The sequence below is a fragment of the Blastococcus capsensis genome, from assembly GCF_030165005.1.
Lineage (GTDB): Bacteria > Actinomycetota > Actinomycetes > Mycobacteriales > Geodermatophilaceae > Blastococcus > Blastococcus capsensis.
The window spans coordinates 159,376-172,432 of the sequence record NZ_JASNNW010000001.1 but is presented as its reverse complement, the minus strand read 5'-3'; the positions used below and the strand labels follow the sequence as shown (position 1 = coordinate 172,432).

Below are 13,057 nucleotides of genomic sequence, written 5' to 3'. Positions count from 1 at the left end.
GCGGGACGCCGGTCACGAACCCACCCGGGCGACCGCCGAGACACCGAAGCGCTCGGCGACCAGGTTCTTGATGCCGGCCGGGAAGCCGACCATCGAGGCGCGGTGCGGAGCGGCCAGCTCCACCTGGGCCTTGCCGTCGCCGGCGAACGCGGCGATGCAGCGCTCGGGCTCGGCGTTGGCCAGGACCAGGATCGCCCCGGTGGCCCCGACCGCGCCGCCCATCGTCAGCACGGTGGTTGCGCCGACGTAGACGTCCCGGTCGAAGACCTCCAGCTCGTCGAGCAGCCGGCCGGCATCGCCGGAGGAGTCCTTGAGCCCGGTGACCGGCAGGTCGGGCAGCACCTCGACCGGGATGCCGGGCGAGGCGGCGAAGGGAAAGTGGTAGGCCAGGAGCGGCCGGTCGCCGGCTGCCTGCGCGACGCGGTCGTAGTACGGCCGTGGATCGGCGACGGCGGGCGGCGAGAGGACCAGCGCAGCGTCGGCGCCGGCGTCGAAGGCCCGCTCGGTGAGGTCGGCGGCCTGCGCCCCGGTGGGGGCACCCGTTCCTGCCAGCACCGGCACGTCGGCAGGGACGGCGGCCCGGACGGCCCGGATCAGCGCGGTCCGCTCGTCGGCCGACAATGACATGGCCTCGCCCGTCGTCCCGGCGAGGAGCACCGACCGCATGCCGAGGTCGGTCAGCCGGACGGCGAAGTCGGCGGTCGCAGCCGTGTCGAGGCGGCGGTCGTCGTCGAACAGCGTGACGAGCGCGACGCCGACACCGGTGAACAGCGGAGGCATGAGGCTTCCTCTCGAGTGGGAGCGACGGGCCGGATCAACCGGCGACGGAGGCCGTGGCCGGCGTCTCGCTCAGCCGGGGTGCGAGCTCGGCGAGCAGGCGCAGGACCAGTTCGGCCCGCCGGACGCGCTCCCGGCCCAGGTTCTGGGCCATGGCGCCGATGTGTCCGCCGACCGGGTAGATGTTCGGGGCGTTGCGCAGCCCGAGCTTCAGGTACACCGGTGCGGCCACGCGGACGACCTCGGGGACGTCGTAGAAGCGGACGGCACCGCCCTGGTCGTCGGGCACCTCGACGTACATGTCGATCGGCACCGTCGTCGCGGCCCGGATCTCGGCGATCTGCGGGACGGTCAGGTCGGTGGAGATGTTGAGGCTGGTCGCCCCCACCTGCTCGTACAGGGCCGCGGTCGGGCCGTTGGACAGCGGCATCAGCACCGACGTCTTCAGCACGAGGTCCTCGGGCAGCTGCCCGTCGCGCTTCATCCGGCCCAGCAGGGCGAGGACGCCCAGGTCGCCGACCAGGAGGCTGCGGATCCCGAGCCGGACGGCCCGCTCGGCGTCGCAGAGGGAGGCGGCGACGGCGGCGTTCCCGCGGGCGGCGGCGCCGACGGCGGCCGATACCTTGGCCTGGCCGCCGATGTCCCAGGAGCTGCGTGGCCCGAGGAAGAGGTTGACCTCGACGCCGTGCTCGGCGCCCAGGGTCGCCATCCGCTCGATCTCGGCGTCGGTCAGCATCATCACACCGCTGCCCTGCGAGACCCGGTGGACCGGCACCCCGCGGTGGTCGGCCTCGTGGAGGACGGCCGCCATGACGTCGGGGCCCTCGCAGCTGGGGATCTCCACCTTGTACCGGGAGCCGTCGGGGAAGCGCTCCATGGAGTCCGCCCCGTCGGTGAGCACGGGGTGCCCCAGGCCGGCGCACAGGCTGTTGATGCGTTCCAGGGTCATGCCGGGCCCTTCGTCAGCTCGACCTCGGCCGTTCCGATGGTCGTCCTCGTGCCGTCCGCGCTCGCCGTCCAGACCTCGAGAGCGACGCGGTCGCCCTTGCGACCGGTGACCCGGCCTGCGCAGGTGACCGGCTCGTCGCGGAAGTCCATGCCGCGGTAGCTCACGTCCAGGACGGTGATCCGGCCCCGTCCGGCGAACCACTCCTCCACCAGCCGGCCGAGCCAGCCGGTCTTCAGCAGGCCGTGCACCGCGAGCTCGCGGTGGCCGCGCGCCTGCGCGAAGGGGATGTCGTAGTGCATCTCGTAGAAGTCGCCGCTGGCACCGGCGTACTGCACGAGCGTGCGCAGCGACGCGCTCTCGACGCGGGTGGTCTCCTCCGCCTGCGGGTCGGTCATCGCCGCACCCGCGTCCCGACGTGGCGGACCGCCAGCGTCCCGTCCGGCAGTCGGAAGTCGGTGACGAAGGTCAGCAGGGCGAGGGTGCCGGTGCGGCCCTTCTTCTCCTCGACCCCGGTGAAGGTCAGCTGCGAGGTGACCTCGTCGCCGAGCTGCAGCGGGCGGTGGACCTCGAAGCGGTCGCCCCCGTTGATCCATCCCAGGCCGTAGGCCAGGGCCTCCGGCATGGTGGGCGGCTCGGTGAGGAAGCAGGCGGTGATCGTGGCCGGCACGTCGGTGCCGTTCTCGTCCGCGCCGAGGGCCCGCCGGTAGTCGCGCAGGTGCCGCCGCTCGACGACGTCGACGCGTTCCTCGGCGGTCCAGCCGATGGCTCGCTGCAGGGCGTCGAACGCGTCCGTGCCGGTGCTGCTCTCAGTGGTGTCCGTCATGCCGCATCGCCTCCTCTTCCTCCTGGCGGATCCGTGCGAACCACGCCCGGGACTCCGGGGAGTGGCCTTCCGCGTCGTCCTCGATGCTGAGCAGGTAGGTGCGCTGGCCGTGGTGGGCGAGCGTGTGTGCCATGCCCTCGACGTCACCGGCCTCGACCAGCTCCATGAGCGGGCGGTGCCGTCCGGCGTCCTGGCGGGCGGTCTCGATGCCGGCGCGGGCGCGGCGGTTCATGGCCATGCACATGCGCATCTGCAGCGACAGGGAGCGGTAGACGTCCTCGAGCCGCCGGTGACCGGCCAGCCCGACGATCGCCAGGTGGAAGGCGAAGCTGCACGCCACCACTCCGGGGGCGCCGTCCTCCTCGGCGGCCGCCTCCAGGTCGGCGAACGCCTCGCGGAGCCGGTCCAGCCGCTCCTGCGAGCGGACAGGAACACCGAGCCGGACGGCGATCTGCTCGATCTCCTCGCGCAGCGAGACGATCTCGTAGATGTCGTGCGGCGTGACCGGCGCGACGACGGCGCCCTTGCGAGGCACCTGGACGATCAGGCCCTCCTGCTCGAGGACCCGCATCGCCTCGCGCAGCGGAGGCCGGCTGACCCCGAGCTGCTCGGTGAGCCGGTTCTCGATCACGCGGTCCCCGGGCTGCAGCTCGCCGCTGAGCACCATCTCCCGCAGGGCTTCGGCCGCCAGGGTCGACATGCTGGGGGGCGCCGCGATACGGCGCGCGGAGGACACCGGTTCCGGCTGAGCGGTCACGGTGTTCCTCCTCTCTTGGGGGGTGGACGTCCCCAAGCCTGCCCGGTCCCGACGTCGGCATCTCTTGGTAACGGTTCAGGCTGTGACCCTTGTCATACCGGCCTGGCTTTTGTAGACAATAGTCCATTCGCTGTGAGGTGCACCACCTCCAGCACCGCGACATCTGGAACGGAGGCTGCTGATGGCGGTCGAAACGAACGGTCCGCTGGCCGGGATCACCGTGCTCGAGGTCGGCGCCTTCATGGCCGCCCCGTTCGCCACGATGCAGCTGGCCGACCTCGGAGCCCGGGTCCTCAAGATCGAGAACCCCACCGGTGGTGACCCCGTGCGGGACACCGGGCCGTTCCTCGACGGTGAGAGCTCCCCGTTCGTCCGGCTCAACCGGAACAAGGAGTCGGTGGCCCTCGACCTGAAGTCGCCGGAAGGGAAGCAGGCGTTCCTGCGCCTGGCCGCCCGGGCCGACGTGCTCGTCGAGAACCTCCGTCCCGGTGCCATGCGGGGGCTGGGCTTCGGTTACGAGGCGATCCGCGAGGTCAACCGGCGCATCGTCTACGCCTCCGCGTCGGGCTGGGGGCAGGACGGCCCCCTGGCCTCGCTGCCCGGCCTGGACATCATGGCGCAGGCCCGCGGTGGACTGATGAGCATCACGGGCACTCCGGACGGCGATCCGGTGAAGATCGGCGTCCCGATCTGCGACCTCGTCTGCGCCATGTACGTCGCGCTCGGCGTGACCGCCGCCCTCAAGGAGCGCGACCGCTCGGGCGAGGGCCAGTACCTGGACGTGTCGCTGCTCGAGAGCGGCGTCTCCTTCGCCATCTGGGAGGCCGGCAAGTACTTCGCGACCGGCGAGGTCGGCCGGCCGCTGGGCTCGGCGCACCAGAGCACCGCCCCCTACCAGGCGGTGCGCACCTCCGACGGCTACGTCACCGTCGGTGCCGTCACCCCGAAGACGTGGAAGGGGTTGTGCGCCGCGCTCGGCCTGGAGGAGCTGCTCGACGACGAGCGCTACTCCGACGCCTCCACGCGGCACGGCCACCGGGACACCCTCATCCCGGCGATCGAGGCAGCCACCACCACCCGGACGACCGACGAGGTGGTCGCGGCGCTCGACGAGGCGGGGGTGCCCTGCGCCCCGATCGCCGACTACGGCCAGGTGTTCACCGACGACCACCTGAACCAGCGCCACTACTTCTGGGACGCGCCGCACCCGACCCTGGGCCCGGTCCGCCAGCTCGGGTCGCCCATGCGCCTGTCGCGGACCCCCGCCCGTCAGGACTCGGCCGGCCCGCAGCTCGGAGCGGGCACCCGCGCCGCGCTCGAGTGGGCGGAGATCCCGGCCGACGAGGTCGACGAGCTGATCGAGTCCGGGGTCGCCGCCGACCCGGCGCACGCCGTGGCCGCATCCCCTGCCGCACCGCCCCTGCCCGCCGACGACCGACCCCTCTGAGGAGCCCAACCATGAGCAGCACTCTCGAACCCGGCGTCCAGGGCGTCCTGGCACGCACCGTCGAGGCGGAGCACTGCACCCGTCGCGGCGAGTACGACATCTTCTCGACGCCGAACCTGGTGCTCCTGCTGGAGGAGGCGGCGATCGAGGGCCTGGCCCCGCACCTCCGCGAGGACCAGGCCAGCGTCGGCAGCAAGGTCGACATCGCGCACACCGCGCCGACCCTGCGCGGTCAGACGGTCACGGCCACGGCAACCGTCACCGAGGTCGACCGGCGCCGTGTGGTCTTCGACATCCGCGTCGAGGACGACACCGAGGTCATCGGGACCGGCACCCACGAGCGGTTCGTCATCGACCTCCCCGGCTTCGAGTCCCGCCTGGCCGCCAAGGCCGAGCAGGTAGGCGGCGGTACCCGATGAGTTCCCCCCTCCTGCCCCGCCCCACCAACAAGGGAGTACCCGTGAAGCGCACGCGTTCCGCCGTCCTGGCCTGGACCCCGGTCCTCGCTCTGTCCCTCGCCGCCTGCAGCGGTGGCGACTCCGGTGGCTCGACCGGGGCCGACGGCGGATTCGAGCCGCGCGGCGACGTCACCATGGTCGTCCCGTTCGGCGCCGGCGGCGGCAGCGACCTGGCCGGCCGCGCCACCGGGACGATGATCGAGGCGGCGAACGAGGACCTCACCGTCTCCGTCGAGAACCGCGAGGGCGGCTCCGGCGCCGTCGGCTACTCCTACTTCCTCGGCGAGAGCGGTAACGAGAACCTGCTGCTGGCCACCGAGACGGCGCTGCTGGCCCTGCCGATCTCCGGTGAGGTGGAGTTCGACTACACCGACTTCACGCCGATCATGAAGCTGGCCGACGACTTCACCCTGATGATCGTGAACGCCGACAGCCCGTACCAGACCTGCGCCGACGTCGTCGAGGCGGCGAAGAGCGAGCGGATCACCGCCGGCATCAGCGGGATCACCGGCCTGGACAACATCGTCTTCACGCTCACCGAGCAGGAGACCGGCGCCGAGTTCGACCGCGTGCCCTTCGAGTCCGGTGGCGAGCTGACCGCGGCCCTGCTCGGCGGTCAGATCGACATCGCCTCCCTCAACCCCGGCGAGATCATCGGCCAGCTCGAGTCCGGCGACGTGCGGGCGCTGTGCGCCTTCTCGGAGGAGCGCTACGACTACGAGGCCCTGGCCGACATCCCGACCGCCGCGGAGCAGGGCATCGACGTCTCCTTCGCGCAGTTCCGCGGGGTGCTCGCACCCGGCGGCATCAGCGAGGAGGCCCGCCAGTACTGGATCGACACGATGGAGGCCGCGGTCGAGACCGAGGAGTACCAGACCTACATCGAGGACAACTACCTGCAGCCCAACACGGCTTCCGGTGACGAGTTCGTCGAGTACCTCGAGGGCAACAACGAGCTCCTGCAGCAGGTGATCGGCGAGTGACCGCGCCCTCCGGCAAGCGGAGCGTCTCCGTCGAGCACGCCGTCGCCTACGGACTGCTCACCGCGATCGGGCTCCTCGCCCTCGTCACCGCGATCGGTTACGGCCTCTTCAAGGAGGGCGCCAGGGTGGGTCCCGGGCTCGTGCCCGCCGTGGTGGGCGCCGGGATCGCGCTGATCGGCGGCTGGGAGTTCATCGGGACGCTCCGCGGCCGGAGGGACGACCACACGCACGGCCTGGCGGAGGTCGCGGCCTCCGTCACCTCGAACACCGCTGCCCCGGCCGCCACGGCCGGGGCGGTGGTGGCCGACACCGCCGGGGGTGGGGGCAGCGCGACCCCCGGCGCGGCGGACGACGACGACGTGGACATCTACGGCCGGACGTCGGCCACGCGGGGCCGCCAGCTGTGGATCGTGTTCGGCGCGCTCGTCGTCACGGTCCTCCTCGTGCCCGTGCTGGGCTTCCTCGGTGCCTTCTTCGTGCTGTCGGTGTTCATCTCCGCCGTCGTCGAGCGCCGCGCCTGGCTGCCCTCGGTCGTGATCTCCCTCGTGGCGGTCGTGATCGTGTGGGCGGTCTTCGCCCAGTTCCTCAACGTGCCGTTGCCCGACGGCCTGATCGGGATCGGAGGCTGACGTGCTCGACAACCTCGTCCTGGGATTCTCGACCGCCCTGAGCCTCGAGAACATCCTCTGGTGCTTCGTCGGCGTCTTCATGGGCACCGTGATCGGGGTCCTCCCGGGCCTCGGGTCCACCACCGGTGTCGCCGTCCTCATGCCCCTCACCCTGGGGCTGGAGCCCGTCACCGGCCTGATCATGCTGGCCGGCATCTACTACGGCTCCCAGTACGGCGGGACGATCACCTCGGTGCTCATCTCCACACCGGGCGAGGCCGCGACCGTCGTCACGACCCTCGACGGCTACCAGATGGCCCGCCAGGGGAGGGCCGGCGCGGCGCTCGCGATCTCGGCGATCGGCTCGTTCGTCGCCGCGATCATCTCGCTCGCCCTGCTGGTCACCCTCGCGCCGCCGTTCGCCGCGTTCGCGCTCGACTTCGGCCCGCCGGAGATGCTGGCGGTGATGGTCCTGGGCCTGGCCACGATCATCAGCTTCGCGGGCGACAACCGGAGACTCGGCCTGCTGATGGCCCTGGTCGGGCTGCTCATCGCCACGGTCGGTGTCGACGTCGGCAGCGGCACCTCGCGGTTCACCTTCGACTCGATCTACCTGCTCTCCGGCATCCCGTTCGTCGAGGTGATGATCGGTCTGTTCGCGGTCGGTGAGGTGCTCAACCAGATCCGGGAGGGCGCCGCGGCGCCGATCCGCGCCGGCTTCCGCGAGCTGATGATCAAGCCGGCAGACCTCAAGCGGTCCGGTGGCCCGATCCTGCGCGGCAGCTTCCTCGGTTTCCTCTTCGGCATCCTGCCCGGCGCGGGCTCGACGCTGGCATCGTTCATGGCGTACGGCATCGAGCGGCGGGTCAGCAAGCGGGGCAGCGAGTTCGGCACCGGCGCGATCGAGGGCGTGGCAGCCCCCGAGGCCGCGAACAATGCGGCCGCGAACGCCAACTTCGTGCCGACGCTGACCCTCGGCATCCCGGGTGGTGCGACCACCGCCGTCCTGCTCGGCGCCTTCATGATCTACGGCATCGACCCCGGCCCGCTGCTCTTCGAGCAGCAGCCGGCGCTGGTGTGGGGCCTGCTCGCCTCGTTCTTCATCGGCAACCTGATCCTGCTGGTGCTGAACCTGCCGCTGGCACCGGTGTTCGCGCAGATGCTGCGCGTGCCCTACGGCTACATGTACCCGCTGATCCTGCTGACCAGCCTGGTCGGGGCGTACTCGATCGGGAACAGCATGTACAGCGTCTGGGTCGTCGTGATCTTCGGGATCATCGGCTACTTCATGAAGCGGCTGGACCTGCCGATGGCCCCCCTGGTCCTCGGCGTGGTGCTCGGCCCGCTGTTCGAGAAGGCGCTCGTGCAGACGTCGGCGATCGGCGACGGCAACGTCGGCATCGTCTTCACCCGACCGCTGGCCCTGGTGGTCCTCGCGATCGCGGCCCTGCAGATCGTCGCGCCGACCCTGCTCGCCCACATCCTGCGGCGTCGCCGGACGCGCGACGGCGGCCCAGCCGGCCCGTCGGCCGCCGGACCGACGGCGGGGGATCCGGACGCCCCTCGCCCCGAGTTTCCCGCCGTCGCGGGCAACACCGCCACCGGGGGCGACACCGCCGCCCCCGGCGCGACCACCGGTCCGCGCACCGCCGCGGACACGTCGACCTCTGAGGAGACCCGTGGACGACCCTGAGCTGCTCGTCGACGCCGACGGCGGCGTCCTGACCGTGACCTTCAACCGCCCGCGGCAGCGCAACGCGATGACCTGGGGGATGTACGAGGGCCTCTACGAGGCCTGCGAGCGGGCCGACGCCGACGACGAGATCCGGGTGCTCGTGCTCAAGGCGGCCGGCGACAAGGCCTTCGTCGCCGGCACCGACATCGGCCAGTTCAGCGAGTTCTCCAGCGGTCAGGACGGCGTCGCGTACGAGGAGAAGATCACCCGGATCATCAGCCGCATCGAGGACGTCGGCGTCCCGACCGTCGCGGCGATCCGCGGCTTCTGCGTCGGCGGTGGGTTGAGCATCGCGTCGGTGTGCGACCTCCGGATCGCCACCCCGTCGGCCCGGTTCGGCATCCCGATCGCCCGCACGCTGGGCAACTGCCTGTCGATGAACAACTACTCGCTCCTGCTCAGCCACCTCGGCCCGGCGCGGACGCTGGACATGCTGTTGCGGGCCCGGCTGTTCACCGGCGAGGAGGCAGCCGCGGCCGGCTTTGTCGCCGAGCTGTGCGACGAGGACCAGCTCGAGGCGGTCACCGACGGCGTCGTCACGACACTGCTCGCGCACGCGCCGCTGAGCATGTGGGCGGCGAAGGAGGCGGTCCGCCGCATCCGCCGGGCCGCGATCCCCGACGGCAACGACATCGTCACCCGGGTCTTCGGCAGCGAGGACTTCCACACCGCGGTCGCGGCGTTCGCGACCAAGCAGCCGGTCGCGTGGCAGGGCCGGTGACGGAGCCGTCCGACGTCGGCGCACGGCGAGCAGCTCCTGGAGAGACCGTGGAGGAGGACCGATGACCCACGTGGTGCGCTACGAGTCCCACGGCACGGTGCGGCTCGGCGTCCTGGACGACGGCGCCGTACGGCCCATCCCGGGCGTGGACACGATGGCTGCGCTCCTGGCGCTCGGGCTGGCCGAGGCGCGCACCCTGGTGGAGCGCGCGGCGGGGGAGTCGCCCGTCCCCGTCGGTGACGTACGGCTGTTGCCGCCGGTCGACGGGCTGACCGAGGTCTGGGCGTCCGGTGTCACCTACGAGCGCTCCATGGACGCCCGTGTCGAGGAGAGCCAGACGCAGGACATCTACGCCCGCGTCTACGCCGCCGAGCGGCCGGAGCTGTTCTTCAAGTCCGCCGCCTGGCGGGTCGTGACCGACGGCGACCCGATCGCGATCCGGCCCGACTCGGCGGTGACGGTTCCCGAGCCGGAGCTCGCCGTCGTCGTGACCGCCACTGAGGAGATCTTCGGCTACACCGTCTGCGACGACGTCTCCTCGCGCGACATCGAGGGCGAGAACCCGCTCTACCTGCCGCAGGCGAAGGTCTACGCCGGCAGCTGTGCGCTGGCGACCGGCATCCGCCCCGCGTGGGAGGTGCCCGACCCGGCCGGCCTCGACATCGGAGTCCGGGTGACCCGCGAGGGCGCCACGGTGTTCGAGGGAACGACGTCGACGGGGCGCATGCGCCGGTCGCTGCCCGATCTCGTCGGCCACCTGGTGCGCGGGATGGGCTTCCCCGCCGGAGCGGTGCTCTCGACCGGGACCGGCATCGTGCCCGACCTGGACTTCACGCTCGTCGACGGCGACGTCGTCACGGTGACCGTGGAGCACGTCGGCACCCTGACCAACCCCGTCGGGACGCTGGCTGCCGCCCGAGCGGCGGCCGCGCGCCGCGTGCCCGCCGGAGCTGCCCGATGACGGCGACCGGGGTGCCCGACACGGGCTCCGCGACCTTGGAGGCGGTGCTCGCCGGCCTGGCCGCGAGCAGCCCGGCCCTCGCGGACACCGGTCGATCGGACAGGGCCGCGGCGCTGCGGGCGGTCGCCGACGCTCTCGACGCGGCAACCGACGAGCTCGTCGACGTCGCGGTCCGGGAGACGTGGCTCCCCGTCCCCCGCCTGGCCGGGGAGGTCGCGCGCACCAGCGGTCAGCTGCGGATGTTCGCCGACGGGCTGGTGGAGGGGTCGTTCCTCGACGTCGTCATCGATCCCGCCGACGCCGCGGCGACGCCGGTGCCGCGCCCGGACCTGCGTCGGATGCAGGTGCCGCTCGGGCCGGTGCTCGTCTTCGCGGCCAGCAACTTCCCGTTCGCGTTCAGCGTGGCCGGCGGCGACACCGCCTCGGCGCTGGCGGCGAGCTGTCCCGTGGTCGTCAAGGCTCATCCGGGGCACCCGGAGACCTCGGTGCGCACCGCCGAGGTGGTCCGGGCGGCGTGGGAGGGCGCGGGCATGCCGGCAGCTACGTTCGCGCTGATCACCGGCGAGCAGGCCGGTGTGGAGGCGCTGCGCGACCCCCGTATCACCGCGGCCGGGTTCACCGGCTCGTTGCACGGAGGAGCGACGCTGTACCGGATCGCTGCGGCGCGGGACGTCCCGATCCCGTTCTACGCGGAGATGGGCAGCCTGAACCCGACGTTCGTCACGCCGGGGGCGGTCCGCGCCCGGGGAGCGGAGATCGCCGCCGGGTTCGTCACGTCGTTCACCCTGGGTGTCGGCCAGTTCTGCACCAAGCCGGGACTGTTGTTCCTGCCCCGCGGGCACGGCCTGGACGACGCACTGGCGCGTGGGGTCGGCGGGGTGGCCCCCGCGCGGATGCTGCACGAGCGGATCCGCAGCGGGCACGATGCCGTCCGGGCCGAGCTGGCGGCGCTGCCGGGAATGCGCGTCGTGGCGGCCGTCGACGGCGATCCGGGCGACGGCGGACGTGCCGGGGCGACCCTCCTGGCGACCGATCTGGCGACGCTGCTGGCCGACCGGGAACGGGTGCTGCCGGAGTGCTTCGGGCCGACGTCGGTGCTGGTCGAGTACGCGGGCATGGACGAGGTGCTGGCCGCGGCGCGGGCTTTCGGCGGCAACCTCACGGCCACGGTGCACGCCGAGGACGACGAGGTGGAGCTGGTCCGGCCACTGGTCCGCGAGCTACGCGACCGGGCGGGGCGGATCGTCTGGAACGGCTGGCCCACCGGCGTCGCGGTCTCGTGGGCGATGCACCACGGCGGACCGTGGCCGGCGACCAGCGCGCCCCTGCACACCTCGGTCGGGATGACGGCGATCCGCCGGTTCCTCCGGCCGGTCACCTACCAGGACGTGCCTGCGGCCCTCCTCGACGAGGCGCTGCAGGACCGCAACGTGGCGCAGATTCCCCGTCGTCTCGACGGCAGGCTGTCGAGCGAGGACCTGGCGGGGGCCTGAGCGACGAAGGGCCGGCCCCACGTACGTGGGGCCGGCCCTGGTTCGGTGCCGCAGGCACTCAGGCGGCAGAGCGGTCCTCGTTCCGGCGATGTCGGCGGCGAAGCGGTCGAGCACGGCGCGACGGTCGGCGGTGCGGTGCGGTGTGGTGCGGTGTGGTGTGGTGCGCCGAGCCGACCCCGCGGGTGGCCACCGGGGCTGCGTGCCGTGTCATCGCCCGGCCGGCGAGCTTCCGGAGGATGCGCGGTCCGTCCCCGGCGCCGGGCCTCTCAGGCGGATCGACCCGTGGTGTCCCGCTCCTCCTGAGCGGGCAGCACCAGGCGTTCGGCGCCCGGGACGTCGGAGAACAGCCACGGGTCCAGCGGCTCGGACTGCCGGATGACGCTGACCGCACCGGTGCGCTCGAGGACGACGCAGCGCACCTCCGCGAGGTCGCGGATGCCGGCCAGCCGCAGCTTCTGCCGCAGCTCGTCCTCGGCGACGTGCGCGGCGCGCATGTTGTCCACCAGCGGGGTCGGGCCGACCATGAGCAGGACCGGGGGCCGGTTCATCAGCCGGTCGACCCACCGACTCTGCCGCAGCCGGGCCAGCGTCGTCTGCGTCGCGAACAGCGTGACCATGGCGAGCACGCCGGTGGCCAGGGTGGGGTCCAGGAGGAGCGCCGTCCGGCCGACCACCGCACCCAGGGCGATGGCGCAGCCGAGGTCGAAGCTCGACATCGTGGCCAGGCTCCGCTGGCCCACCAGCCGCACGCACAGGACCAGCGTCAGGTACATGGCCACGGTGGAGAGGACGACCAGCCCGGCCGTTCCCCAGTCGATCCCCAGCTGCTCCTGCATCGGGCCTCCCCGGACGGCGGTGAGCGGGCCGCCCCATTGTCGGGGGCCGGATCAGTCGGCGAGCGTGCGCAGGATCCGCGCGAGCGCGGCCCGGTCGTCGTCGTCGAGGCGGGCGAAGAGCTCCGTGGAGTCCGCGGTCCGGGCGCGCCCCACCTCGGCGCGGACCCGCCGGCCCTCGTCGGTGGCGCGGAGGATCACCGCCCGCCGGTCACCAGGGTCGGGCGTGCGTTCGACCAGGCAGCGGTCCTGCAGGCCGTCGGCGACCTCGGTGGCCGACCGCGGGGCGATGTGCAGCGACTCGGCGAGGTCCGACAGCCGGACGCCGTCGCGTTCGCAGACCACCCGCAGCGCCCGGGCCTGGTGGGGGGACAGGTCCCACGGGGCGAGGGCGGCGCGCCAGCGGCGGCGCTGGGTGCGGGCCACGCGCATCAGCAGGTCGCCCAGATCCCCGGTCCCGTCGTCCGCCACGGGGGAATGGTAGCGAGCATCTGTGCATTCACCTCATGATG

The 13,057-nt window shown here is 72.5% G+C and carries 15 protein-coding genes; 8 read left to right on the top strand and 7 right to left on the bottom strand.

The window, feature by feature from the left end:
* Positions 1-12 precede the first annotated feature (12 nt).
* Genes QOZ86_RS00815 through QOZ86_RS00795 form a run of 5 tightly spaced genes read right to left on the bottom strand, consistent with a single transcriptional unit; the run spans position 13 to position 3,306 of the window.
* On the bottom strand, positions 13-780 hold the full coding sequence (locus QOZ86_RS00815) for a dihydrodipicolinate synthase family protein (RefSeq protein ID WP_284490043.1): 768 nt from the start codon (positions 778-780) through the stop codon (positions 13-15).
* 34 nt (positions 781-814) lie between these two features.
* A complete protein-coding gene (locus QOZ86_RS00810) occupies positions 815-1,726 on the bottom strand; it encodes a U32 family peptidase (protein ID WP_284490042.1) in 912 nt (303 codons plus the stop codon).
* Entirely contained in the window at positions 1,723-2,121 is a 399-nt protein-coding gene (locus QOZ86_RS00805) for a MaoC/PaaZ C-terminal domain-containing protein (protein ID WP_284490041.1), read from the bottom strand. The genes QOZ86_RS00810 and QOZ86_RS00805 overlap by 4 nt, the downstream gene beginning before the upstream one ends.
* Complete coding sequence (locus tag QOZ86_RS00800) at positions 2,118-2,549, bottom strand: FAS1-like dehydratase domain-containing protein (protein WP_284490040.1); 432 nt, start codon at positions 2,547-2,549, stop codon at positions 2,118-2,120. The genes QOZ86_RS00805 and QOZ86_RS00800 overlap by 4 nt, the downstream gene beginning before the upstream one ends.
* Positions 2,533-3,306 (bottom strand): GntR family transcriptional regulator, encoded by a 774-nt coding sequence (locus QOZ86_RS00795; protein WP_284490039.1) that lies wholly within the window; start codon positions 3,304-3,306, stop codon positions 2,533-2,535. The genes QOZ86_RS00800 and QOZ86_RS00795 overlap by 17 nt, the downstream gene beginning before the upstream one ends.
* A 181-nt stretch (positions 3,307-3,487) precedes the next feature.
* On the opposite strand from QOZ86_RS00795, the gene QOZ86_RS00790 reads away from it, so the two are divergent.
* From QOZ86_RS00790 to QOZ86_RS00755, 8 genes are all read left to right on the top strand, one after another.
* Positions 3,488-4,753 (top strand): CaiB/BaiF CoA transferase family protein, encoded by a 1,266-nt coding sequence (locus QOZ86_RS00790; protein ID WP_284490038.1) that lies wholly within the window; start codon positions 3,488-3,490, stop codon positions 4,751-4,753.
* Between the two features lie 11 nt (positions 4,754-4,764).
* Complete coding sequence (locus QOZ86_RS00785; protein WP_284490037.1) at positions 4,765-5,172, top strand: thioesterase family protein; 408 nt, start codon at positions 4,765-4,767, stop codon at positions 5,170-5,172.
* 41 nt (positions 5,173-5,213) lie between these two features.
* Positions 5,214-6,194, top strand: a complete 981-nt coding sequence (locus QOZ86_RS00780) for a Bug family tripartite tricarboxylate transporter substrate binding protein (RefSeq protein WP_284490036.1) — start codon at positions 5,214-5,216, stop codon at positions 6,192-6,194.
* Positions 6,191-6,823, top strand: coding sequence for a tripartite tricarboxylate transporter TctB family protein (locus tag QOZ86_RS00775; protein ID WP_284490035.1), 633 nt, complete (start codon positions 6,191-6,193; stop codon positions 6,821-6,823). Before QOZ86_RS00780 ends, QOZ86_RS00775 begins: the two co-directional genes overlap by 4 nt.
* Position 6,824: 1 nt before the next feature.
* A complete protein-coding gene (locus QOZ86_RS00770) occupies positions 6,825-8,495 on the top strand; it encodes a tripartite tricarboxylate transporter permease (RefSeq protein WP_284490034.1) in 1,671 nt (556 codons plus the stop codon).
* On the top strand, positions 8,482-9,258 hold the full coding sequence (locus tag QOZ86_RS00765) for an enoyl-CoA hydratase/isomerase family protein (RefSeq protein WP_284490033.1): 777 nt from the start codon (positions 8,482-8,484) through the stop codon (positions 9,256-9,258). The genes QOZ86_RS00770 and QOZ86_RS00765 overlap by 14 nt, the downstream gene beginning before the upstream one ends.
* Before the next feature lie 61 nt (positions 9,259-9,319).
* Positions 9,320-10,219 carry a fumarylacetoacetate hydrolase family protein gene (locus QOZ86_RS00760; protein WP_284490032.1) on the top strand — a complete coding sequence of 300 codons (900 nt, stop codon included), beginning with the start codon at positions 9,320-9,322 and terminating at the stop codon, positions 10,217-10,219.
* Entirely contained in the window at positions 10,216-11,712 is a 1,497-nt protein-coding gene (locus QOZ86_RS00755; protein WP_284490031.1) for an aldehyde dehydrogenase (NADP(+)), read from the top strand. The genes QOZ86_RS00760 and QOZ86_RS00755 overlap by 4 nt, the downstream gene beginning before the upstream one ends.
* Positions 11,713-11,978: 266 nt before the next feature.
* Here the strand turns inward: QOZ86_RS00755 and QOZ86_RS00750 are convergent, their stop codons facing one another.
* Both QOZ86_RS00750 and QOZ86_RS00745 read right to left on the bottom strand, forming a co-directional pair.
* Positions 11,979-12,548, bottom strand: coding sequence for a DUF421 domain-containing protein (locus QOZ86_RS00750; protein ID WP_284490030.1), 570 nt, complete (start codon positions 12,546-12,548; stop codon positions 11,979-11,981).
* A 51-nt stretch (positions 12,549-12,599) separates the two neighbouring features.
* A complete protein-coding gene (locus tag QOZ86_RS00745) occupies positions 12,600-13,016 on the bottom strand; it encodes a MarR family winged helix-turn-helix transcriptional regulator (RefSeq protein ID WP_284490029.1) in 417 nt (138 codons plus the stop codon).
* Positions 13,017-13,057: the final 41 nt, after the last annotated feature.

Excerpts from the sequence above, each read along its gene's own strand:
- QOZ86_RS00815 (WP_284490043.1), bottom strand. The coding sequence starts at position 780 with ATGCCTCCGCTGTTCACCGGTGTCGGCGTCGCGCTCGTCACGCTGTTC.
- QOZ86_RS00810 (WP_284490042.1), bottom strand. The coding sequence starts at position 1,726 with ATGACCCTGGAACGCATCAACAGCCTGTGCGCCGGCCTGGGGCACCCC.
- QOZ86_RS00805 (WP_284490041.1), bottom strand. The coding sequence starts at position 2,121 with ATGACCGACCCGCAGGCGGAGGAGACCACCCGCGTCGAGAGCGCGTCG.
- QOZ86_RS00800 (WP_284490040.1), bottom strand. The coding sequence starts at position 2,549 with ATGACGGACACCACTGAGAGCAGCACCGGCACGGACGCGTTCGACGCC.
- QOZ86_RS00790 (WP_284490038.1), top strand. The coding sequence starts at position 3,488 with ATGGCGGTCGAAACGAACGGTCCGCTGGCCGGGATCACCGTGCTCGAG.
- QOZ86_RS00785 (WP_284490037.1), top strand. The coding sequence starts at position 4,765 with ATGAGCAGCACTCTCGAACCCGGCGTCCAGGGCGTCCTGGCACGCACC.
- QOZ86_RS00760 (WP_284490032.1), top strand. The coding sequence starts at position 9,320 with ATGACCCACGTGGTGCGCTACGAGTCCCACGGCACGGTGCGGCTCGGC.
- QOZ86_RS00755 (WP_284490031.1), top strand. The coding sequence starts at position 10,216 with ATGACGGCGACCGGGGTGCCCGACACGGGCTCCGCGACCTTGGAGGCG.
- QOZ86_RS00750 (WP_284490030.1), bottom strand. The coding sequence starts at position 12,548 with ATGCAGGAGCAGCTGGGGATCGACTGGGGAACGGCCGGGCTGGTCGTC.